Source organism: Mesorhizobium sp. M1273 (genome assembly GCF_040318195.1).
Taxonomy (GTDB): Bacteria; Pseudomonadota; Alphaproteobacteria; order Rhizobiales; family Rhizobiaceae; genus Mesorhizobium.
Genome location: NZ_JAMYLV010000003.1, coordinates 284450 through 305981 on the forward strand (window position 1 = coordinate 284450; position 21532 = coordinate 305981).

Annotated in this window: 19 protein-coding genes; 6 read left to right on the forward strand and 13 right to left on the reverse strand. The window is 62.1% G+C overall.

Features of this window, described 5'->3' with window-relative positions; translation table 11 throughout:
• Positions 1 to 9: 9 nt before the first annotated feature.
• The 3 genes from NKH30_RS05735 to NKH30_RS05745 form a co-directional block, all read right to left on the reverse strand.
• Positions 10 to 684: a LuxR C-terminal-related transcriptional regulator gene (locus NKH30_RS05735; RefSeq protein ID WP_352448141.1), complete on the reverse strand. Its 675-nt coding sequence runs from the start codon at positions 682 to 684 to the stop codon at positions 10 to 12.
• Positions 681 to 1910 carry a sensor histidine kinase gene (locus NKH30_RS05740; RefSeq protein WP_352539311.1) on the reverse strand — a complete coding sequence of 410 codons (1230 nt, stop codon included), beginning with the start codon at positions 1908 to 1910 and terminating at the stop codon, positions 681 to 683. Before NKH30_RS05740 ends, NKH30_RS05735 begins: the two co-directional genes overlap by 4 nt.
• A gap of 361 nt (positions 1911 to 2271) precedes the next feature.
• Positions 2272 to 3789, reverse strand: coding sequence for a S10 family peptidase (locus NKH30_RS05745; protein ID WP_352469598.1), 1518 nt, complete (start codon positions 3787 to 3789; stop codon positions 2272 to 2274).
• Between the two features lie 278 nt (positions 3790 to 4067).
• On the opposite strand from NKH30_RS05745, the gene NKH30_RS05750 reads away from it, so the two are divergent.
• Positions 4068 to 4565, forward strand: coding sequence for a hypothetical protein (locus NKH30_RS05750; RefSeq protein WP_352469597.1), 498 nt, complete (start codon positions 4068 to 4070; stop codon positions 4563 to 4565).
• 109 nt (positions 4566 to 4674) lie between these two features.
• Here the strand turns inward: NKH30_RS05750 and NKH30_RS05755 are convergent, their stop codons facing one another.
• Positions 4675 to 6009 carry a four-carbon acid sugar kinase family protein gene (locus NKH30_RS05755; RefSeq protein ID WP_352539312.1) on the reverse strand — a complete coding sequence of 445 codons (1335 nt, stop codon included), beginning with the start codon at positions 6007 to 6009 and terminating at the stop codon, positions 4675 to 4677.
• A 4-nt stretch (positions 6010 to 6013) separates the two neighbouring features.
• Positions 6014 to 7276: a 3-oxo-isoapionate-4-phosphate decarboxylase OiaX gene (gene oiaX, locus NKH30_RS05760; RefSeq protein WP_352539313.1), complete on the reverse strand. Its 1263-nt coding sequence runs from the start codon at positions 7274 to 7276 to the stop codon at positions 6014 to 6016.
• Positions 7277 to 7457: 181 nt separating this feature from the next.
• Between oiaX and NKH30_RS05765 the strand changes: the two genes are divergently transcribed.
• On the forward strand, positions 7458 to 8171 hold the full coding sequence (locus NKH30_RS05765; protein ID WP_292663135.1) for a transcriptional regulator NanR: 714 nt from the start codon (positions 7458 to 7460) through the stop codon (positions 8169 to 8171).
• Between the two features lie 304 nt (positions 8172 to 8475).
• Complete coding sequence (locus tag NKH30_RS05770; protein WP_352539314.1) at positions 8476 to 9444, forward strand: GlxA family transcriptional regulator; 969 nt, start codon at positions 8476 to 8478, stop codon at positions 9442 to 9444.
• A gap of 76 nt (positions 9445 to 9520) precedes the next feature.
• Here the strand turns inward: NKH30_RS05770 and apnL are convergent, their stop codons facing one another.
• The 7 genes from apnL to NKH30_RS05805 all read right to left on the reverse strand — a co-directional run bounded on the left by apnL (position 9521) and on the right by NKH30_RS05805 (position 17864).
• Entirely contained in the window at positions 9521 to 11428 is a 1908-nt protein-coding gene (apnL, locus tag NKH30_RS05775) for a D-apionate lactonase (RefSeq protein ID WP_352539315.1), read from the reverse strand.
• Positions 11425 to 12459, reverse strand: coding sequence for a Gfo/Idh/MocA family protein (locus NKH30_RS05780; RefSeq protein WP_352926817.1), 1035 nt, complete (start codon positions 12457 to 12459; stop codon positions 11425 to 11427). The genes apnL and NKH30_RS05780 overlap by 4 nt, the downstream gene beginning before the upstream one ends.
• 1 nt (position 12460) lies before the next feature.
• The gene (locus NKH30_RS05785) at positions 12461 to 13525 is read right to left on the reverse strand and encodes an ABC transporter permease (RefSeq protein WP_023675478.1); all 1065 of its coding nucleotides are present in this window, start codon (positions 13523 to 13525) and stop codon (positions 12461 to 12463) included.
• Positions 13522 to 15066, reverse strand: coding sequence for a sugar ABC transporter ATP-binding protein (locus NKH30_RS05790; protein ID WP_352469590.1), 1545 nt, complete (start codon positions 15064 to 15066; stop codon positions 13522 to 13524). Before NKH30_RS05790 ends, NKH30_RS05785 begins: the two co-directional genes overlap by 4 nt.
• On the reverse strand, positions 15063 to 15716 hold the full coding sequence (locus NKH30_RS05795; RefSeq protein ID WP_352994503.1) for a DUF2291 family protein: 654 nt from the start codon (positions 15714 to 15716) through the stop codon (positions 15063 to 15065). Before NKH30_RS05795 ends, NKH30_RS05790 begins: the two co-directional genes overlap by 4 nt.
• Positions 15717 to 15829: 113 nt before the next feature.
• Positions 15830 to 16771, reverse strand: a complete 942-nt coding sequence (locus NKH30_RS05800; RefSeq protein WP_352469588.1) for a D-ribose ABC transporter substrate-binding protein — start codon at positions 16769 to 16771, stop codon at positions 15830 to 15832.
• 265 nt (positions 16772 to 17036) lie between these two features.
• Positions 17037 to 17864, reverse strand: a complete 828-nt coding sequence (locus NKH30_RS05805) for a phosphogluconate dehydrogenase C-terminal domain-containing protein (RefSeq protein ID WP_352539318.1) — start codon at positions 17862 to 17864, stop codon at positions 17037 to 17039.
• 341 nt (positions 17865 to 18205) lie between these two features.
• On the opposite strand from NKH30_RS05805, the gene NKH30_RS05810 reads away from it, so the two are divergent.
• From NKH30_RS05810 to NKH30_RS05820, 3 genes are all read left to right on the forward strand, one after another.
• Positions 18206 to 18880: a DUF2161 domain-containing phosphodiesterase gene (locus NKH30_RS05810; protein WP_352454118.1), complete on the forward strand. Its 675-nt coding sequence runs from the start codon at positions 18206 to 18208 to the stop codon at positions 18878 to 18880.
• Between the two features lie 147 nt (positions 18881 to 19027).
• On the forward strand, positions 19028 to 19453 hold the full coding sequence (locus NKH30_RS05815; RefSeq protein WP_352539319.1) for a hypothetical protein: 426 nt from the start codon (positions 19028 to 19030) through the stop codon (positions 19451 to 19453).
• A 66-nt stretch (positions 19454 to 19519) separates the two neighbouring features.
• Positions 19520 to 20710 (forward strand): NADH-quinone oxidoreductase subunit D, encoded by a 1191-nt coding sequence (locus NKH30_RS05820; RefSeq protein ID WP_352501918.1) that lies wholly within the window; start codon positions 19520 to 19522, stop codon positions 20708 to 20710.
• A gap of 286 nt (positions 20711 to 20996) precedes the next feature.
• Here the strand turns inward: NKH30_RS05820 and NKH30_RS05825 are convergent, their stop codons facing one another.
• Positions 20997 to 21428 (reverse strand): hypothetical protein, encoded by a 432-nt coding sequence (locus tag NKH30_RS05825; RefSeq protein WP_023675469.1) that lies wholly within the window; start codon positions 21426 to 21428, stop codon positions 20997 to 20999.
• Positions 21429 to 21532 lie beyond the last annotated feature (104 nt).

Here is a 21532-nt window from a genome sequence, read left to right on the forward strand (position 1 = left end):
AATTTCGGCTCAAGCATGATCGCGAACAGGCGGATGGCGGCGCTCAGTCGCGTCGCGCAAGGTCATGGCAGCTTCGGTCCTGTTGCTGACGTTGAGCTTGGCCAGGATTCGCGTCATGTGGTGCTTTATCGTCTTTTCATGGAGGTTCAGCCGAAGCCCGATCCGCTTGTTGCTCAGTCCCGCGGCAACCAGCGTCAGGATCTCCCTTTCGCGGCTGGTGAGGTCGGCAAGTCCGTCAGCTTTCGCCGGCTCTTTTGATTGAGCCGAGAGATCGGCCAACAGGCGCGCCGACAATTGTGGACAGACATATCGTTCGCCCGACGCTACCGTGCGCAGGATCGCAGCCAACGTCCTCGACCCGACCCCCTTCAGAACATAGCCCCTTGCCCCGCTCTGCAACGCGGTCATCACGTGCTGGTTTTCTTCCGAAACGGTCAGCATCACAATTTTCAGTGCCGGATGCCGCTCAAGGGCCGGTCCGATCACGCCAAGGCCACCTCCAGGAACCGATATGTCCATCAGCAGAATGTCGGGCCGCTGGTCTTCGATTATCCGCAGGGCATCGTCTCTGCTGCTTCCTTCACCGACGATCTCGAACCCGCCGATCTGATCGAGCGTGCGCACAACGCCTTCCCTGAACAGCGGGTGGTCGTCGACGATGGCGAGCTTGATGGCTACTGTCATGTCTGCCCCATTTCAACGATGTTGAGGGCCATTCTTACGACTGTGCCACTCTGTGAGGAAGTCACGGTAAACTGGCCCCCGAGGCTTTCCACACGCTCGCGCAGCCCTACGAGTCCCAGCCTCTCGGGACGCACGATTTGCGGGTCAAAGCCGGCGCCGGCGTCGGCCACTTCGATACAAACGCGCTCGCCGTCGAAATGTTTCTCGACCGACTGACCTTCACCTCCGGCATGACGGAATCCATTGTTCAGCGCCTCCTGGACGAAGCGGAAGATGCAGATCTTGGCCGCCGGCGACAATGGCGCATGGCCGCCGGTCATCGATAGCATCACTTTGACGCCGGTTCGTTCTTCGTGCGCCCGTACGGCAAGCTGGAGAATTTCACCCAGTTCGGCATGCTCGATATGCGGCAGGACAAGGCCCTTGCTGATGCTCCTGATCTCGCGCATGGCATCGTCCAGATGTGCTTTGATGGCCAGCAATTCCTGTGCACGCTTCGATTGCGACGTAGCGGGATCGGCAATGACGGGGCTGTCGATCCCCAGCGCCGCGAGAGCAACCAATTGCGCCGGGCCATCGTGCAAGTCCGCACCGATGCGCCTGAGATAGCGTTCGTTAAGTGCGGTGGCACGCTGCGAGGCACGCTGCACCCGCAGCCTCAACAGTCTGTTTTGCGCAAGCAGATCGGAAAGCTCGGCAATGCGCTGCTTCAACGAGCGGCTCTGCGAACTGATCATGCGGCTGCCACGGAACACGATTGCCGACAGCCCGAGAAAGAAGGCCGCTGTGACGGCGGCAACGTCCAGCCAGGTTCGAATGAGTGCCTGATGCAGGTTTCTTTCAAAATCAGTGGCGACCTCGTAGAATTCTGAAACGGCCACCACTTCCCCCGACCATGGCTGCAGCACCGGATTGTAGATCTCGAGAAGATGCAAGCCGCTGGCCCTTTCGGCCTCGCTGTCCGAATCGTCCAGCTTGTCGAACTCCGAGACCATTTGGCCTGCGAATGCCGCCCGGAGATTGTCGCTGGGTTCAAAGCGCTTGCCGATCAATGTCTTGTCGGTCGAATACAGGATGGTTCCGTCGCGACGCCAGAGCTTGAAGGATTCGAGCCTTGTGCCGAGTGCCCCTTGTCCCAGCGTTTCATCGAGCGCGTGGGCGACGCTCTCGTCGAGCACTTCGCTCTTGCGCATATCCGGAAGCAGCGGCGCGATGACGCTGTCCACGTAAAGAGCCGTTGCGGAAGCCGAATTCTGCGTGACCACGGTTTCTATATGATTCGTGACGGAAATCCCGACCACCACCATGGCTGACAGGGAAAATAGACCGCCCGCGAGCAGGAACTGCGTTGCCAGCGACAGCGCATTCCAACGGTCAACAAGGCTTGTCAGCCTGTGTGGCTTGGTGTTCCGAATGGCCCGCTCGGCAGCACGCCGCACCAGTGGCGCGATTCTGGAGAGCCGGCTAATCCGTTGTCGAACGTCGCTGAAAGACGCCATCCTAGGTGTGTAACCGATCAATCGCGATGGAACTAGGGCCTGATGAGAGGGCGAACAGCGTATCCGGCGCTTTTTTGGGCAAACCGTCTCATTGCGTCGTTCGGTAAAGCTCGGACGCGGCCTGCTTCAGTGCCGCCCGTCCATCCGGCCTCAGATACATCATGTGCCCGCCCTCCAGCACCTCGGTGCGAATGGGCTTTGCGCCGGCAAGCGAAGGAATTTGACCAAGCAGGTAGCGCGAGCCCATGTACGGCGTCACCAGGTCGCTGTAGCCGTTGACGATCAGCACGCCGAGGCTGGGGTTTAGCACGCGCGCCTGTTGAAGGTCGTCCATGACACCCGCATAGCCCTGACGCGTCGCGCTCGTCCCATAGTCCCAATTGCCGCTGACTTCACGGTTGAGAAGCCGATAGCTGATATCCGTGCGGAAGTTCAATTCATCACGCACATAGCCGACGAAAGCGGAGGTGAGCGCCGGCACGCTTCGGTCGAGCACCGGATCGGGACCCTCGACTCCCAGGCTCTCTGGCGCCACGTCCGCTGTCGCGATGTTGCCGTCATAGGCGCTGAGAACATTGCCCTTTGCCCGTGCAAACTCCTTGGCGAACAGCCCTATGGGAATGCGTGCAAAGTGCCGCTGGACGAGATCGAGCGGCAGACCGGTGATTGCGGCGACACGCTGGCTCGCCAGGCGTCCACCCTGCTCCAGCCCACCGGCCAGCGCGGCCAGATAATCGCCGAGCGCATAGCGTTCGACTTCCGCCAGCCGCTCCTGCAGGGCCGGGCCGGAAACGCCTTCGCTGTGTAGGCGCACTGCCGCCAGCGACGGCAGTTCCAGCGCCCAGTGGAGCGGCTGGAACTCGTCCGGGCGCACCAGCGTGAATTCGAGCGCCGGCGAAATCAGCACGACACCACTCGGGCTGATGCCGATGTCTTCCTGAAGCTTCCTGGCGAGCAATGCTGCTCGAAAGCCGCCATAGCTTTCGCCAGCCAGGAAGACAGGCGATGCCGTACGGTTCGTCTGCGCCAGATAGAGTCGGATAAACGCGCCTATCGACGCGGCGTCCTGGCTGACGCCCCAGAAGCTGTGTGCTTCCGTGCCGGGCGCTTCACGGCTGTAACCGGTTCCGACAGGGTCCACAAAGACCAGGTCGGTCATGTCGAGCCAGGTGTCGGGGTTATCGAACAGCCTCTGCGGCGACGGCAGGAAACTTCCATCGGCCGCTGTCGCCAGAACCCGCGGACCGAGCGCGCCGAGATGGAGATAGGCGGAAGCTGCTCCCGGACCGCCATTGAACACGAAGGTGATCGGGCGACGCGGATCCGGTCCCGTTTCTTTCCCTGCGTGCAGAGCATAGGCGACATAGAAAATCTCGGCGGTGATATCGCCTTTGCCGGACGGCAATGACAGCGTGCCGGCCTTGGCCTCGTAATCGAGCGTGCGTCCGGCAATGACGATCGAATGATCGGAAGTCTGCGGCGGTGGCAGGAGCGAGAGAACCCCGCCTGTGGGCGGCGGCCGCTGGGCCGTCTCCGCATGACCGAACCCAGTTCCGGCAACCAACAGCAGAAGAGCGAGGGCGATTTCTTGCAGCTTGATAGGCATGACGTCTCCGGAGCAATTGGCTGGAAACTAGCACACCGTCGGCCGAACCAAAGTCACAGCACCGTGCGCCAGTACATCTGACAAGAAGGGGTCGGATTTGGAAATCCGATGCCCAGGCGGAAGATAGGGCGCGAGGGTCACGGCGGCAGCCTAACCTCTTCCAGCAGATGCGTGCGGCGGAATGGCGGACCAACGACTTCGTGAATTTTCTGCCGGTTGACTCGATTGGCCCACTTCCTAGGTTTGCATTCGGGCCTCCCGTGCAATCCGAAGTTGGTATGACATCTTTCCACACCCGAAAGCTTGCCCTTCTCCTTCTATCGGCAAGCGCCGCCATCCTGTCTTCCTGCGTCATGCCCGACGACACGTCGAGCACTGCGAAGGAAGACGCCACGGCGGCGGCAGCCCGCAGGGAGATGGTCGGCCTTAGCGAGGCGGACGTTCGAATGTGCGCCGGCTTTCCTACCGCCACTGCCGATGTCGGCAAATCCGGCCAGATCTGGACCTATCAGCGCGTCGTTCAACGCGGCAATCTCAACATTGTCGTTCCGACCGTCGCCATTGGCCCCGTCCCGGCGCTGGGGGGTTCCGTCAACGTCGCCCCCGGCGGCTATTGCAACACGCAAATTCGAATGGTTGACGGTCATGTTGCCGAGGTTGCCTACGCCGGCGACAACAACCTGCCGAACAACCGCGATGCGCTCTGTGTCAGCACGGTAGACGCCTGTGTCGCCTACGCCCGTCAGTATCATCCAGGCAGGACAATGGGCAGATAGCGTGATGAGTGGCATTGCCGCTGATCTGAACGCCTGAGATTTCTGGTTTGCCGGCTAGTATCCTCGATCCCGATCGAGCATCACCGATTTGACCTGACATTCCCCGCTCTCAACCGCCGACCCCATCGCGAATAGCGGAGAAATAGCGGTCGGTTCCGACCTGCCCACCCTTGAGGGCAATTTCCAGCCCATCGATCGCCTTAATGCTTGAATGCGCCACACAAAGTGGCGAGCCCGGCGATGCCGGCAGCGGCATTCGCACAGTCAGCGCGTCTACGCCCATCTGGCCAAGTGCATGGCTCGACGTGTCGCCGCCGGCGATGACCACGCGCAGTAGCTTCTCTTGAAGCGTCAGTTCGCGGAGAACCTCGCCAAGGCCGTAGCCGAGCTTATGGCGGGCGCCTTCCCGGAGATCGATTTCTGCACCGCGGTCGGCCGCAGGCCCGAGCGCGGTGTAGAGGACGACGCTGCGCCCGGCCCGTAGGCTGGAGCGGCCGGTTGCCACCGCGCGCGCAATCGCGTCGTTCGAAGCCTCAGAAACCAGTTGGACTGGGTCGAGCTCGATCCCGTCGAAGCCGTCGGCCAGAGCATGACGGATCTGTCGTTCCGTCGTCGGCGAGCAGCTCCCCGAGACCACGGCGATCCTGTCGGCAGCGCCCGGCGGCGAAAAGGCGGATTTGGTATCCACGATCCGGTTCGATGCCCATTCGACCAGCAAGGCATATTCGATGCCTGAAGAGCCGACGACGAAATAACCGCCCGGCTTGCGAGCGCGCCAAATCTCCTTGCCGGCAAGTGCCTGGGTTTCCAGGCTATCGACATCGACAAGCACGATACCTGAGCCATTCTCCACAAGCCGGTCGAATGCTTTCGACCGCGACGCGGACTGCAGCGTCGCCAGGTCGACCAGGCCCGAGGCGAGGCTGGTCTGGCGCGACAGATGGATCAGCAGGTCGGATTCGTCCATCGGCGTGGTCGGATGGCGGCTCATCACGGGATGGCGGTCGATGCGGAAATATTTTTCGCGATAGGCCGCGAACAGATGACCGAAGGCGGTGTAGCGCTTCAGCTGCGGCGCGCCGACCACCAGCGGCACGCCGTCTTGCCGGAAAACCGAGCGGCCGATTTCGATCGCCCGGCCGATGCTGCCGATTGCCGGGCTGGAATCGAAGGTCGAGCAGACCTTGTAGTGGCAGATCTCGGCGTTGACGGTCTTCAGCCAGGCGAAGGCATCTCGCAGATGCGTGTCCATCCACTGCGGCGTCTCGCTGCGGCTGGTGCCGGCCAGCCCAAGGGCGCGGCAATGCGCAAATTGCGAAAGCAGCGCTTCGTCCGGCTGGCGCATGAACAGGACGGTCGGCACGCCGCCGAGCTCGAGCGCCTCCATAACGTCGGTCGAGCCGGTCAGGTCGTCGCCATAGTAACTCAGAAGCAGGTTTTGCATGGCGTCAGGCCGCCTCGCCGCCGCCGAACTTCTCGATCGACCGCGCCAGCTCGACATGGCTCAAGGCATAATCCGCCAACGAAATGTCCTGGACCGCCGCCTGCCAGGCCTGCTGCACGGCGCGCACGCCGGCGCCCGGCCCGTCCGGGTGGCTGACGATGCCACCGCCGCAGAGATAGAGAAGATCGACCGTCCGGCCGGTTCGCTGGAAGGTTTCAGGCGCCTGCCCGCCCCACTGGCCGGAGCCGGCGACCGGCAATGCGCAATCGGCCGGCGAAAAGATCGGCGTGGTCACCGCCTTGAAGGATTCGACGAAGGACCAGTCGGGTTCCCAGTATTTTGAGGCGATGCCGTTGATCTGGAACTGGTCGACGCCGAGCAGACGCCAGAACTGCTGCCAGACCTTGAAATCCATGCCAAGGCCGGGATGACGGGTGAGAATGTCCCAGCCATTGCGGTGGGCATGGAGCACAAGGCTGGAGCGTTTTCGAAGGTAAGCCATGCCGCCGAAACCGATCGAATTGATATTGACCACCGCGCAATTGCCGCCGGCCTTTGCCACCAGATCGTGGTTTCGCATCATCTCGTCGGGATCGGCATGTGAAATGCCGAAGGCATACATGACCTTCTTACCGGTCTTCTGCTCGTGATCGAGGATCAGCGGCATGATTGCCCTCACCCGCTCCGACAGCGGCGAATAGGCCGGGCTCATCAGCTTCTCGTCGTCCTTGATGAAGTCGACGCCGGCCGCAATCAGCTCTTGCACCATTGCGGCCGTCTCGGGCGGGCGGAGCCCCAGCGCCGGCTTGACGATGGTCCCGATGATCGGACGATCCGCGACACCGGTCAGCCTGCGGCTGCCCGTGACGCCGAATTGCGGGCCCGGATGCGCGCGCCGGTACTCCTCTGGTAGCCTCATGTCGACGACCCGGATACCGGACAGGCCCTTGATCGAAAAGGTGCCGCCGATGGTGATGGTCATCAACGCCGACAGGTCGGTACCGATGGCGTCCAGCGGAAACGCGATGTCGACGTCGGCGCGCTTGACCGGGCCGTTGCGCGCTTCGGGACCGGTTTCGGGAAGAGACGGCCGATCCGCATCCGGCAGATGCCGTATCGCCAGGACTCGCGCTGCGACCCTGGCCTTGAGCTCTTCGGTCTCGCCGGCCAGCGCGACGAAGGTTCCGGTCGACTGGTCGCTTGCGATCTTGGCCGCCAGCGCCTCGATATTGCCCGGCGTTTCGATGCGATAGGTGAGAACAATCATATTCGCGCGGCCTGCCGGGTGGTTCGAAAAAGGTTCCTTGGCCCTTGAAATCTGGTATAATGAGTACATAAGCTTTGCAAGCCCTATCCGGCTTGGCGGTAAGGGCGAGCCGGCAGCAGGCGTTCCGGAATTCACGGCGGAAATGCTAGATAGGGGCCGGTCAAAGGAGTGATTCGCGACGATGAACCGTTCGGAGCCGATCGTCCGGCGCAAGCTTTCCGACGAAGTATTCTTGAGACTGAAGCGCCTGATCACCAGCGGCGAATTGCTGCCGGGTGACGACATGCCGTCGGAGCGCGAATTGATGGAGCGCTTCGAGGTCGGCAGGCCGGCGATCCGCGAGGCAATGCAGGCGTTGAGCAATATGGGCCTCGTCGCGATCTCGCATGGCGAGCGGGCGAAAGTGCTGCAGCTGACCGCCAAGTCGATCATCAAACAGGTCGACGGCGCCGCCAAGATCATCCTGTCGTCGTCGAAGGACACGCTGGAGCACCTCAAGAACGCGCGTATCTTCTTCGAGCGCGGCATGGTCAGGGAAGCCGCAGAGAAGGCAACCGCCGAGGACGTGCAGCGGTTGCGCGCAACGGTTGCCGAGCAGCGCAGCCATCGTGGCGACTCGGAAGCCTTTATATCCGCCGACATGAAATTCCACACCCAGATCGCGGCAATATCCGGCAACCCGATCTATGTCGCCGTCAGCGAGGCAATGCTTGGCTGGCTAAAGGAATACCACACCGAAATGCTGATCTGGACCGGCAAGGAAAAGTTCACGCTGACCGAGCACGAAGAGATCATCGGACGCATCGAGGCCAAGGATGCGGATGGCGCCGAGAAGGCGATGATCAAGCACCTCGAACGCTCGCGTGCGCTTTACGTGATGAACTCCGGCAGCTGAAAATCAAGAGCAAGGTCCCGACCGCAGCGGCCGGCACCTTGCTCTCGGCCTACTGACTGACCACAGATCAGCCTGAGCCCGGACCGACGCAGTTTTCTATTGCGTCTGAATCCGATGTATGTGCCGCGTGTTTTCATTCAACGATTTCAGCATTTGCATCTTCCCAGCCATGGATTTCCGCGGCCCGCTTTCGTCAGCAAGCCCGCATAGGCCCTCCTGGAGGCGCCGCGCTTGTTCTGGGATTGGCAATTCTTGCAAAGACTATGCTAGGCTTGCCATCCGAGAACGATACTGGAGTACCGCAATGGCTGACAGGGGCCTCCACGTTGTGATCTGGCTGCCGTCGAATTTCTATTCGGCCGTCGTCTCGACGCTCGTGGAAATGTTTCAGCTTGTGAATGACGTCTGCCGTTCGCAGGTTCTCTCCTGTGAGTTCGTTTCAAGGAGCGCGCCGTCGGCATCGAGCACCGGAATTTCCTTCCCGACAAAGGCTCAACCATCCCGGAAAATGGATGTCCTGATTCTCATTGCCATGCCGGGTGTCGAGATTCCGGAGCTTCTGCGCTCGCTCGACGAGGAGAGTGAGCATTCAAAACCGCTGATCGCGCTCGCGCAGCAGCAGGACGCAATCATCGCAGCACATTGCGGCGCGTGTTATCTGCTCGCCACTTCGGGATTGTTGGACGGCAAGCGCGCAACGATATCCTGGTGGCTGAAGAACGAGGCAAGCCGCCGGTTTCCGCAAGTGCGATGGGACGCTTCCCGCCTGCTCATTCGCCAGGACCGCCTTTACACATGTGGAGGCGGGTTTTCCGGACTCGAACTCGCCAGGGCTTTGCTGATCGATCTGGGCTTCGAGAAGGAAGAGCGGATCATTCGAAAACTTCTGGTTCTTCCTCCGCCGCGCAAATTCCAGAGTCCCTACGAATTTCTTCTCGACAAAATTTCGAACGACGCCAGCCCATTCGAGAACAAGCTGCGCGAGCTCTCGAACGACAAGATGTCAGAAATCGATTTGAAATTTCTTGCAACCGAATTGGCAATGTCTTCGCGAACCCTGTCTCGCAGGTTTTTCGACGAGCTCCAGACAACGCCGGGAAAATGGATCCAGGAAAGGCGGCTGGAGTTGGCAAGGTCCATGCTTGAGGAAACGAAACTGAGCGTCTCAGAAATCTGCTATCGGGTGGGATATCAGGACGTCGCTTCGTTCAGCCGTCTTTTTTCCAAGACAACTGGAATGGCACCAGGCGAGTTTCGAAAGCAAGTCCGGTGACAAGTCGGCAGCGGAAGTGCTGCGGCTACGGGCAACCGCTGCGGAACTGCGGCGATTCATGAACCCCGGCGTGACTTCAGCCAATCCGGACGATTGCGTAGGGCGTCATGACAAGACGGTCTCGGCCCGACGCGTCGCGCTGAATCTGGCGTGACGTTCGTCCATCCCAGATATTCAGAAAACCCTGATCGGAACCGAGCCCGGAAACATCGACTGGAAGGTCGTCCGGAGTAAGGTTCGCCAGCCAGACGATGATCTTGCCTGTCTGGGAGTGGCCGGCCAGTGCCAGCACCCGCGTCTCATCGGTCGTTGTCGCCGCCACATGCGCATGGCCGGCCAGATCGCAAAGTCCTTTCACCGCGTGGAAAATCGGCCGGGGTGTACCTTCTTTGACAGGTTCGCCCGACGAGGCCAGCACGCCGAGTGGTCCGGTGAAGCTGCAGAGCGTCAGCATTTCGAGCCCGGCCGGCGCGACGCGCGCCGCATAGCCGATCGTCCATGCGGCCCCGAACAGCCCGGCATGGCGAGGGTCGCGGTCGGCCATGGCAATGCGCTGATTGTCGGGATTGGCCTTGGTCGCGCCGCCATAAGGGTTCTGGCGCATGGCAATGGTCGACGGCCCGACCCGATAAGGTATTGTTCCGAAGATCGTTCGTACTGACGCCGTGATGAAAGGCAATGCTTCCAGCGATTGCATGACGCTGAGATCGTCGGCGGCGTGCACGATCGGGCAGGTGCAATGCGTGACGAAATCGAGCGGGTCGGCCGGCACACGCTTGCGATTGAGTTCGGTGAAATAGCTGAACATGCCGCCGCCGAGGCGGCTGTCGGGAAAGGAGCGCCGCGCCGCGGCGTAGACGTCTTCGAGCGGCGGGCAGTGCGGCCACGCGCTGCCCGGTGGCGTCGACTGCCGGTCGACCGAAGGCGAGACGGCAATGGCCGAAAGCTTGAGCCCGGCCTGGCGCACCCTGTCGGCGACGCCTGAAAGCTCGGCGTCGAGATCGCCGTCGCCGGCAATGACACATTCGAGCGTTGTCCGGACCGGATAGGCGGCGGCGAGCCGGGCGTAGGATCGCAAGGCGTCGAGCCCATGGCCACGCGTCGGGTCGTAGTGGAACATCAATTGCTGCGGACCAAGCTCGCACAGCATCGGCAGCTTGCCCAGCGCCGCCTCGACCTCATCCGGGTAGATGATCACGCCAACATCCGGCAGCGCCGGTCCGGCTTGGCCGAGCGTGACGCGAACTGGGTCCGCGATTGCCGCAGCGGCCGGCACTTTCCCGCGACCCTCTATCCGCAAACTAGTGGTCTGGCGGAAGGTCTTGCCGGCAGGCAGCACATAGGGCCATGGCAGCGCGAGCGGCCGGACATAGGTCTTGTAGGAGGCATCCGACCAGTTGCGCTGGTCCTCCATCTCGAACGTGTCGCCTTGCATCCGGCATTCGGCGGTGACGCCCGGCCGGATCTCATGGGTGATCGCCCGCAGATCCTTGAAAGGCTGCCAGGCATCGATCAGCTCTGGAAGCCGCGTCGCGACCACGCTGCCATCGGTATGCTCGACCGTGACCGGGCTGCCGGCCAGCCCGGCAATTGGATGCAGGATGCAGAAGCCGCAGCGATTGGTCTCGAAATCGTTGTCGGGAAGAGCGCTCACGTCGAAGATCAGCTGGCCATCGGCCGAGCCCTTGATGGTCGCACGGAAGTCGAGCCGGCTTCCCTCTGGTCCGAAACAACCTGCCGAATAGCTGACGAAGAAAGCGTCATCGCCCTGGTCGATGATTAAATCGGTGAGCGCCGGCTCGTAGGTGCCCCAGTCGCGATCCCTGACGATGAAGGCGACGGCGCGCAGAACCTCGGTGCCGCCATGCCGGATGGTGCGCAGATTGCCGTTGACGAAGTCCGCCGTCAGCGCGCCGGCGCGCAGCTTGACCGGTTCGGCTTCAACGGCACGTGTGCCGTAGAGGAGGAAGGCGTCGGCTGTCATTTCAGCAAGGCGTCGAGTTGCACCGGCTCCCGGCTTGCGGCGCCAGCGTACGCAGCCTCGACCAGCGCTAGTGTCTTGAGGTTGTCCGCGCCCGAGGTCGCGGGCTCGGTTCCCTTGGTCAGGCAGTCGACCCAATGCTTTTGAATGGCGACGACGCTTTCCTGGATGTTGTGCCACGGCCGTGATGCCCAGGCCAGCAGCGGCGGCGAGACGTCGCTCACAGCTGTCCCGCTCCTGCCGGTGACGGTGAGGCGGTAGCCCTGCGCCAGCCGGATCGTGCCGTCGCTGCCGTCGATCTCGATCAGCGTCTCGGGGAACGGCTCTGTCGCGAGCCTGCTGGCGTAGCTGCAGTCGACCACGGAAGTGGCTCCGCCCGTGTGGTCCATCAGCATCGTCGCAACGTCCTCCCCGGCAATGCCTGGATTGATGCGCGCCGTTCGCGCAGTGACGGTCGAGACGTCGCCCAGCAGGAAGCGGGCTATGTCGAGGATGTGGATACCCAGATCCTCGATGATGAAGCGCTTTCCCGTCGCCAGATAAGGCTGGCCGGAAAACACGTCATAGGCAGAGCGGAACGAGATCCGTCCGAAAAAGGGGGTGCCGATTTCGCCGCTGTCGAGCACGGTACGCACCGCCTGGATCGGCGACTGCCAGCGAAAATTCTCATGCACCATCAGCGGCACGCCGGCGTCAGCACAGGCCTTTACCATCGCCTTGGCGTCGGCAAGCGTCGGCGCAAACGGTTTTTGGCAGATTGCCGGAACGCCGTGCTGCGCCGCCATCTCCACGAGCATTCTGTGGCTTGGTGCCGTGGTGGCGATGTCGACGAAATCCAGCCTTTCGCCGGCAAACAGCGCTGCCGCGTCGGTATAGCGCCGTGCGACCCCGAACTGGTCGCCAATGATCCGTAGCCGGTCCGGATCGCGGTCGCAGATGGCGGTGATCGAGGCGCCCTCTATATCGCGCCAGGCATGCATCTGGTTGATGGCAAAGAAGCCGCAGCCGATCAGCGCTCCACGCAGTTCCGCCATGTCAGCCGGCCTTTGCCATCTGCATCAGCGTGACACGGCTCTGCAGCCGGCGCTGTGCCTGGTCGACGACGACGGCGACGATGATGACGAGGCCCTTGATCACCATCTGCCAGAACGAACTCACTCCCATCATCACCAGCCCGTCCGAAAGAATGCCGATTACGAAGGCGCCGACAATGGTGCCGCCGATCGTGCCGCGACCGCCCGACATCGAGGTGCCGCCGAGCACCGCCGCGGCAATGGCGTTGAGCTCGAAGCTCTCTCCGGTCGCCGGATGCGACGCCATCAGCTCCGACGAGATGATCAGCCCGACGATCGCCGCGCAGAAGCCGGAGAACATGTAGACGAACATCTTCACCATATTGACGCGGACGCCCGAAATCCGCGCCGCCCGTTCATTGCCACCAACCGCGAAGATGTGGCGGCCGAGCGGGGTGTATTTGGCGAGATAGGCCGCCCCTAGCGCAACGACGAGCAAAATCCAGAGCGCGACCGGCAGGCCGAGCAACCGGCCGGCGCCGAGAAAGCCGAATCCGGTGGTGCCGAGCTCCGGCTTGCCGACGAGATTGGGGAAAGTACGGCCGTCGGACGACAGCAGCGCCAGGCCGCGCGCGACATAGAGCACGCCGAGCGTGGCGATGAACGGCGCAACGTTGAGCCTGGTGATCAGCAAGCCGTTGACGGCGCCGATCAATATGCCGACGGCAAGCGTGATCAGCGCGATCTCGAAGACGTTGAAATAGATGGTATAGCCGACCTGCAGGTCGATGCCGTTGAGCACGAGATAGCCGGCCACCATGCCGCACAGGCCGACGATCGAGCCGACCGACAGGTCGATGCCGCCGGTGATGATGACGAAGGTCATGCCCATTGCGAGGAATGCGTTCAGCGCCACATGCTTCGACATCAGGATAAGATTGGCGGCCGATAGGAAATTGGGGGCGGCTATCGAGAAGAATAACAGCACGGCGATCAGCGCGATGAACGTCCTCGCCTTCATCAGCGTCAGCAGGACCGAGCCGCCCGACATGGAGTTGACCGCCGCCTTGGCTGGGATGTCAGTCATGCGTCTTGCTCTCCGTGCGGGACCGGTCCGTGGCCGAAGGCGGAGGCAGCGACGAGTGCGGCCTCCGTCGCCTCGGCGCGGTCGAACATGCCGGTCAGTTTTCCATTGCTCATCACCGCGATGCGGTCGGACAACGCCATCACTTCGTCGAGATCGGAGGTGGCAAACAGAATCCCCAGGCCGTCGCGCGACAGCTTGCGCATGGTGCGGAACACGTCGGCCTTGGCGCCGACGTCGATGCCGCGGCTGGGCTCGTCCATCAACAGCACCTTCGGCCCGGTGAGCAGCGCCTTGCCGATCACCACCTTCTGCTGGTTGCCGCCTGACAGCGACGAGACTTCCTGCGCCGGATCGGCGACCTTGATCGCCAGTTCGCGCACCGTCCGGGCCACCGCCTGTCTTTCGGCGGCACCACGAATGTGGAACAGGCGCACGAACCGCGACAGGCTGGCCAGCGTCAGATTGCTGGCGACGGAGAGGATTGACACCAGCCCTTCGCGCTGGCGGTCTTCGGGGATCAGCGCCAGGCCGCGCCGGATGCGCCGCGTCGTGTCGCGCTCGTGCACTTTCTTGCCGGCAATGAATATCGTGCCCGTCGAATGGCCGTGGCGGCCCATGATGCAGTCGAACAGCTCGCTGCGTCCGGCGCCCATCAGGCCATAGATGCCGAGAATTTCGCCGGCGCGCAGCGATAGCGAGACGTGATCGACCGCAAGCCCGCCGGTGACGCGCGGCAGGCAGATGTCCTCGGCGCGGAATATTTCCTCGCCCGGCACATGGCCGTCGGCCTTGGCGAAGTCCTTGGCGTCCGAGCCGATCATCTGCCGCACGATCCACTGGGTGTCGACGTCTTTCATCTCCGCCTGGCCGGTGATGCGCCCGTCGCGCAGCACCGTAATGGTGTCGCCGATGCGGATCAGCTCCTCGAGCCGGTGCGAGATGTAGACGATTGCCACGCCGCGTGCCTTGAGGTCGGCAATCACCTTGAACAGGATCTCGACTTCCGCCGCGCTGAGCGCCGAGGTCGGTTCATCCATGATCAGGATGCGCGCATCGAGCGAAACCGCCTTGGCGATCTCGACCAACTGCTGCTGGCCGATGCGCAGATCCTCGACCAGCATGTCGGGCCGGATGCCGGCTTCCAGGCGTTCAAGGAACTCCGCCGCGCGGCGCTCCTGCTCCTTGCGGTCGATCTTGCGGAAGCGGTTGGTGATCTCGCGGGTGGCGAAAATATTTTCGGCGACAGTCAGATTGCCGAACAGATTCAGCTCCTGGAAAACCATGCCGATGCCGCGGCTCACGGCATCACCGGAAGACGAGAATGAAACCTCCTCGCCGTCCAGCAGGATGCGCCCGAGCGTCGGTTGCTCGACGCCGGCGATGATCTTCATCAGCGTCGATTTGCCGGCTCCGTTTTCGCCGACCAGCACGTTGACCGCGCCTTTGCGCACTTCGAAATTCGCCCGCTTGACCGCGACGGTGCCGGAATAGACTTTCGAGACGTCCTCCAGCTTCAGGATGACATCTTGATCGCCGCTCATGACTTCGGCCCGATCTTTGCCTCCGCCGGCGTCACCAGCGGCAGGTCCTGGCCACTGCCCGGCGTATAGGCGCCAAGTACCTCGACGCTGCGGCCCTCGAGTGCCTCGCGCGGCAGCTTGGAAAGCACGGTCTTGTCGGCATAGGCGTTGAAAGCCTTGCCGAACTGGGCGAAGTCGATCTGGTTGGTGAAATCGTTGAACTGGATGAAGTCGAGGCTGTCGCGCAGCGCGGTTCCGCGCATGGCGGGTCCGATCTGCACCCGCGCGTCCGCCTTGCCGTCGCCGTCGGCATCGACGTCCATCGTCGCCGCGCGTGACTGTGTGTTGGATGCCACGACCTTGCCCTCGAGCCGAACGGCGAAGGTCCATGGCGAATTCGCCTGCTTCTTCGGGTTGCCGTATTTGGCGCCGGCAGCGGCGGGATCGGTCTTGGCCAAGGTGTGAACCTCGGCAAACGGCCCGGCCTTCTGCTGCAGATAGGGTATCACTTTCGCCGCCCAGATGTCCGCGACCATCTTGTCGGGATCGAATGCGGAGCCAGTGCCGCCGTTTTCCGCCGACGGCGTCGGCAGGATCTTGCAGGCGGTCAGGCTGCCTATTGCTGCGAGGAACAACGCGACAAAGATCGGCCGGGTCAGCGTGTTGAACATGTCGGCTCGTTCGGCATGGCGGTCAGGAGCACCCAGAGAAATGGAGGCAAGGGCGAAATGGAAGCAAGGGACGAACCGGAGGCTCGTCCCTTGCTGCTTGATGTTACGCCGGCTCAGTTGGTGAGCGCGAACGTCTCCAGCTTGGCGGCATTGTCGCCATTGACCAGGACGCAGTCCATCAGCTGCTTTTCCTCAGCCGGGGACTTCTTGTTCTTGATGAAGTCGTTGGCCTGCTCGACCGCCATCTGCGCCTGCGCGAAGGCCGGCTGCAGGACTGTCGCCTTGATGCCGCCGGAGGTGATCGAGTCGCGCACGTCGTTCGACCCGTCGAAGCCGACGACGATGACGTCCTTGCGGCCGGCAGCGGCAAGTGCCGCATGAGCGCCCATCGCCATCGTGTCGTTGCCGGAGATCACGCCCTTGATATCGGGATTGGCCTGGAGGATCGATTCCATCTTTGAATAGGCCTCGGTCTGGCTCCAATTGGCCGACTGCTGCGCCACCATCTTCAGGTCCGGATAGTCGTCGATGACGTCGTGGTAACCCTTGGAGCGGATGCCGGCATTGGTGTCGGATTCCTTGCCGACGAGCTCGACGAAATTACCCTTCTCGCCCATCAGCTTGACGAATTCCTGCGCGCCGAGCTGGGCGCCCTGATAATTGTTGGAGACGATCTGCGCGACGGCAACGCCGGTGGCATTGATCTCGCGATCGATCAGGAAGGAAGGAACGCCTGCGTCCTTGGCCTTCTGCACCGCGGCGACGGTGGCGTCGGCGCCGGCATTGTCGAGGATGATCGCCTTGGCGCCGCGGCCAATCGCCGTGTCGATCAATTCGGACTGCTTGTTGGCGTCGTCGTCATGGACGAGCACCAACGCCTCGTACCCGAGTTCCTTGGCCTTCGCCTCCGCGCCGACAGCTTCCGCCTTGAAGAACGGATTGTCATGCGAGGGCGTGATGATGGCGATCAAATCCGCCGCATAGGCGGGTGCGGCGGTGCCAAGCGCCAGCATGCCGGCAAAAGCCGCAAGCGTCATTCTGCGTGTCAGTTTCATGTATTCCTCCCGTTGAAAATCCGTGCCTTATCCCAAGGCTATATGCATTCGATTTCGTTAGCCGGCCGTAGGCGGCGGGTCGCGTCAGATTCACAAGCCCTTGGCCGGCTTCACCTCGACGGATCGCTCCCCCTATCCTCCACTCATCCAGCGCCTGATCCTGCTGCGAAGCTTGACGGTCCGATCCATCGAACAGCTAAGCCAACTGGTATAATGAGTCAATGACAATTTCAGGTGACATGTTCCGGAGAACGCGTTGCTGCCCTCAAGTGATGCGCTGAATGCTCGCGGCAATCTCCTCCGGCTCGAACACCCGCCTCCAGTCGTCGCGCATCAGCACCGGCTTGCCGAACTCTATCGCCTTGTTGCAGGCGTCGGAGAACACGCCTTTGGTCTCGCCGAAGATGACGGCGCCAAGCACGTTCATATGACCAAGCAGGAAGTCGAGCGCCGCCTGCTTGTCGACCCCGCGCGCCACCACCTCGTCAACGGCCTCCTTCATGACGACGAGCAGCGAGGCGCATACCGTTTCCGAAAGGCCGGGCTCGAGCAGCGCCATCTGATCGACGGTGACGCGATGCGAGCGCATGACCGGGGCCCAGATGATCTTGGCGATCGCCTCACCCTTGGCGAAATCCTCCTCCGGTCCCTGCATCAAGGCGCTGACCATGTGTTGCTTGGCCTTGACGCCGCCGAAATAGTCCTTCTTCGCCGCCATGTCGGTCTCGTCGTTGAAGATCGGCGGATGGCACGGGTGAGTGACGAAATACGTCAGGTCCGACCGCTTCGGCAAATGCCCGGCGAAAGGTGCCGCGGCGTCGAGCACGACGACCATCGTGCCTGATGCAAGCTTGCTCTCGATGTTCGCCGCGACCTTGCCGATATGCGTGTCCGGCACCGCCAGGATCACCACATCGGCGCCATCAAGCGCCTCATCGGCGCTGACGGCATCGATGCCGAGGCCCGACTTAAGCCGCTCGCGGCCGGCGTCGCTGACCTCGACATGGCGTATCGTATAGGGAGATCCGCGAAAATTGGTCGACAGACGGTAACCCATTTTGCCGCCCGCACCAAACAGCGCAATCGTTGTCATGTGTCCGTTACTCCTGAATTCCAACGACGGCCCTGCCGATCGTCATCCCATTGACTTGTATGCACATTGCCGCCGGTCGGCGGATTAGAGAACGCAGGGGAGCCGCCGCTCAAATGACGATGCCATGGACGATGTCTCGGGCGCCCGGATGTCCAGCACAGCGCAGCTACGCGGAGCATGCTACCTCAGGTACACATTATACCAGCATACCAAATTGGCAAGCGGCCATGGCACGGCTCTGACCACTTGTTTGGCCGTCGTTTACCTCCTGTTCAACGGCAAGGAGCGATCATCGCGCTGAACCGCCGATCGGCGGGATGATTCGCAGCCGACAAAGGCCCATGCTCGAAACGTCACTCTACAGCCCGGTCAAGGCCTTCCTGGAAGGCCTGGGTTTCATGGTCAAGGGCGAGATCGGCGGCTGCGATCTGCTGGCGCTGAGTGCCGACTCTCCACCGATCGTCGTCATCTGCGAGCTGAAGCTGAAGTTCAACCTCGAACTGGTCCTCCAGGGCGTCGACCGTATGGCGGCGAGCGACGAGGTCTGGCTAGCGGCATGCATGTCGGCCCGTGGCAAGGGCCGTGAGAGCGATGTGAGATACCGCAATCTCTGCCGTCGCCTCGGCTTTGGCCTGCTTGGCGTGCGACCGAACGGCGAAGTTCAGGTGCTGCTCAGCCCGACGGCATTGGCTCCGCGTCGGGATCCCCGGCGCCGCTCGAAGCTGATCGATGAACATCGGCGTCGGCAGGGCGATCCTGTCGCCGGCGGCGGCTCGCGTGCGCCGATCATGACCGCTTATCGCCAGCAGGCGCTGGCATGCGCCGCAGCCCTCGCCGATGGCCCAAAGCGGCCGCGTGACTTGAAGCCCAACCTGCCGAACGCGCCTAAGATCCTGCTGCACAATGTGTATCGCTGGTTCGCGCGCACCGATCGCGGGATCTACGAACTGACCGCTCAGGGCCGTGAGGCGTTGCAGCGCTGGCCGCAGCCCGATCGCAGCCACACCGCTGCCTGAGACAGGCAACGCCGGATTTCGCGCCCTGCTTTCCGCGACAATCACGGCTTTCGGCAAGACATCACCTCGCTCACGGAACCATATTTCGACACGATGGTTTTGTCGTCACCGAATTGATCGTCCGCTGAGCAAACGGAAGGAACGGCCATGCGCCTATCGACGACAATTGCCACACTTTCGGCACTGGCCCTTGCCTCGCCGGTCTATGCGCAATCCGTGGGACCAGAGCTTGCCCCTGTCCCGCCGACGGCCCCGCAAAGCCTGCCAGAGCAAGCCACGCCCGAAGGGACCACTCCCGACCAGGCTACACCTGACCAAGCCTTCTCCGCCCAGAATTTCACCGCAGTGACAATCGTGGCGATGGAGGATCTGCCTCCTGACATCAAGGCACAGGCGGAGGCCGTCGTCACCCAGACCAGCGCCGAGGATTTGCGCATCCTGCAAAGTTCGATCGACGCATCGCCGCAGGCGGCATCGGCGCTGGCGGCGAACGGGCTTAATTCCACGCAGGTCGTCGCAGCCAATATCGACGGCGACGGCACGCTGACGCTGATCATCCAGACGACGACGTGAGCGGCTGAAAGCGGACAAGCCGGCTCCGGCACGGAACCAAAGCCCGCTTGATCGCGGAGGACTGTCATGGCCGAGGCTGCAGTTCGCAACTTCACCATCAATTTCGGGCCACAACATCCCTCCGCTCACGGCGTCCTGCGGCTGGTGCTCGAACTCGACGGCGAGATCGTGGAACGCGCCGATCCCCATATCGGCCTGCTGCATCGCGGCACCGAAAAGCTCATCGAGTACAAGAACTACCTGCAGGCCTTGCCCTATTTCGACCGGCTCGACTACGTCGCGCCGATGAACCAGGAGCATGCATTCTGTCTCGCCGCCGAGAAGCTCCTCGAAATATCGGTTCCGAAACGCGGACAGCTCATCCGCGTGCTTTTCTGCGAAATAGGCCGGCTGTTATCGCACCTCCTCAACGTCACCACGCAAGCCATGGACATCGGCGCGCTGACGCCGCCGCTCTGGGGTTTCGCCGAGCGCGAGAAGCTGATGGTCTTTTATGAGCGCGCGTCCGGCGCCCGCATGCACGCGAATTATTTCAGGGTCGGCGGCGTGCATCAGGATCTGCCGCCGGAACTCCTAGACGACATCTGGAAGTTCTGTGATCCGTTCCTCAAGGTCTGCGACAATCTCGAAGAGCTGTTGACCGAGAACCGCATCTTCAAGCAGCGCAATGTCGATGTCGGGGTGATCGGCCTCGATGATGCCTGGGCCTGGGGCTTTTCCGGCGTGATGGTGCGCGGATCGGGCGCGTCCTGGGACCTGCGCAAGGCGCAGCCATACGAATGCTATTCGGAGATGGATTTCGATATCCCAGTCGGCAAGCATGGCGACTGCTACGACCGCTATCTCGTCCGCATGGAGGAAATGCGCCAGTCGGTCCGGATCATGCGGCAATGTCTGGAAAAGTTGCGCTCACCAGAAGGCCAGGGACCGGTCGCGATTCCGAGCCACAAGATCACGCCGCCGCCGCGTGCCACGATGAAGCGCTCGATGGAAGCGACGATCCACCACTTCAAACTTTATACCGAAGGCATTCGCGTGCCGAGCGGTGAAGTCTATGCCGCCGTCGAGGCGCCGAAGGGTGAATTCGGCGTCTACCTCGTGTCGGACGGGGGCAACGTTCCCTACCGATGCAAGATCCGCGCACCTTCCTTCGCCCACCTGCAAGCGATGGATTTCCTGTCCCGAGGCCATATGATCGCCGATGTTGCCGCGATCATCGGCTCGCTCGACATCGTGTTCGGAGAAATCGATCGCTAGTTTAGCCAGGTCGCAGGATCTTCCCCGATCGCAGGATCATTCGTCGTTAGTAGCCGCGCAGGCAGGCCTGGACGGCGCTCGACCACCGGTCAGACGAAGGCTCTCACCTGTGGCGGGCCAGCTCAAATTCTCACATCAAAGACGGACGCATGGCCGCGACAAGGCGCAGCCAAGCGTCGAGGAGTTTCACAATCTGCGCGGCCCGACGGCGCACGAGCCCTTCCAAGTTCGGAAGCGCTCTCCACGGCGCGGAAAGAACGCGTGTTCCGCCGTTCCTCGTACCGCCTCAATGCACGATCAAGCCCTTCATCCAGGCAACAAATCTGTTGCCGCGAACTATCCCGCGCACCCTGGCAGCGGCCCATCTCGCTTGCATCGTAGCGCCGACATGGCAATGGCAGACGATTTGGTGCAACTGCCGGTCGCTCAGTTCGAAGAAGCGCTTTGCCTCACCATAGGTATCATCGCTGAGGCCCATGGCACGCAGAACCGGATCCTCGAAGGCGACAGTGAGCGGCGTCCCAGCGCCACGCGATCTGTCGCGCGCTTCCCTGTTCATATATTCGGTGCCTGGAAGCGCCCCAAGGCATCGCGTCGGGTTTTGTTCGAGAAGTTCCGCCCAACGTTCAATCCGCTGGGTTCGAGTCATCGCCGGATACGCCGCGAAGGACTCAACTTCCGCGACGGCCTGCAGTTGGTCGAGTGTTTGATGTTTCATGGTCGGCTCCTGTCGACAGGTGAATTCGCCCACGCCTATATGAGCAATTATCGCGCCATGGAGCGCTGACAAGGCCGGACCGCCGCAACATGAGGCGTACGGAT

Bases quoted from the DNA above. Each gene is read 5' to 3' on its own strand.
- NKH30_RS05735 (WP_352448141.1), bottom strand. From the start codon at position 684: ATGACAGTAGCCATCAAGCTCGCCATCGTCGACGACCACCCGCTGTTC.
- NKH30_RS05745 (WP_352469598.1), bottom strand. From the start codon at position 3,789: ATGCCTATCAAGCTGCAAGAAATCGCCCTCGCTCTTCTGCTGTTGGTT.
- NKH30_RS05750 (WP_352469597.1), top strand. From the start codon at position 4,068: ATGACATCTTTCCACACCCGAAAGCTTGCCCTTCTCCTTCTATCGGCA.
- NKH30_RS05755 (WP_352539312.1), bottom strand. From the start codon at position 6,009: ATGCAAAACCTGCTTCTGAGTTACTATGGCGACGACCTGACCGGCTCG.
- oiaX (WP_352539313.1), bottom strand. From the start codon at position 7,276: ATGATTGTTCTCACCTATCGCATCGAAACGCCGGGCAATATCGAGGCG.
- NKH30_RS05765 (WP_292663135.1), top strand. From the start codon at position 7,458: ATGAACCGTTCGGAGCCGATCGTCCGGCGCAAGCTTTCCGACGAAGTA.
- NKH30_RS05770 (WP_352539314.1), top strand. From the start codon at position 8,476: ATGGCTGACAGGGGCCTCCACGTTGTGATCTGGCTGCCGTCGAATTTC.
- apnL (WP_352539315.1), bottom strand. From the start codon at position 11,428: ATGACAGCCGACGCCTTCCTCCTCTACGGCACACGTGCCGTTGAAGCC.
- NKH30_RS05780 (WP_352926817.1), bottom strand. From the start codon at position 12,459: ATGGCGGAACTGCGTGGAGCGCTGATCGGCTGCGGCTTCTTTGCCATC.
- NKH30_RS05785 (WP_023675478.1), bottom strand. From the start codon at position 13,525: ATGACTGACATCCCAGCCAAGGCGGCGGTCAACTCCATGTCGGGCGGC.
- NKH30_RS05790 (WP_352469590.1), bottom strand. From the start codon at position 15,066: ATGAGCGGCGATCAAGATGTCATCCTGAAGCTGGAGGACGTCTCGAAA.
- NKH30_RS05795 (WP_352994503.1), bottom strand. From the start codon at position 15,716: ATGTTCAACACGCTGACCCGGCCGATCTTTGTCGCGTTGTTCCTCGCA.
- NKH30_RS05800 (WP_352469588.1), bottom strand. From the start codon at position 16,771: ATGAAACTGACACGCAGAATGACGCTTGCGGCTTTTGCCGGCATGCTG.
- NKH30_RS05805 (WP_352539318.1), bottom strand. From the start codon at position 17,864: ATGACAACGATTGCGCTGTTTGGTGCGGGCGGCAAAATGGGTTACCGT.
- NKH30_RS05810 (WP_352454118.1), top strand. From the start codon at position 18,206: ATGCTCGAAACGTCACTCTACAGCCCGGTCAAGGCCTTCCTGGAAGGC.
- NKH30_RS05815 (WP_352539319.1), top strand. From the start codon at position 19,028: ATGCGCCTATCGACGACAATTGCCACACTTTCGGCACTGGCCCTTGCC.
- NKH30_RS05820 (WP_352501918.1), top strand. From the start codon at position 19,520: ATGGCCGAGGCTGCAGTTCGCAACTTCACCATCAATTTCGGGCCACAA.
- NKH30_RS05825 (WP_023675469.1), bottom strand. From the start codon at position 21,428: ATGAAACATCAAACACTCGACCAACTGCAGGCCGTCGCGGAAGTTGAG.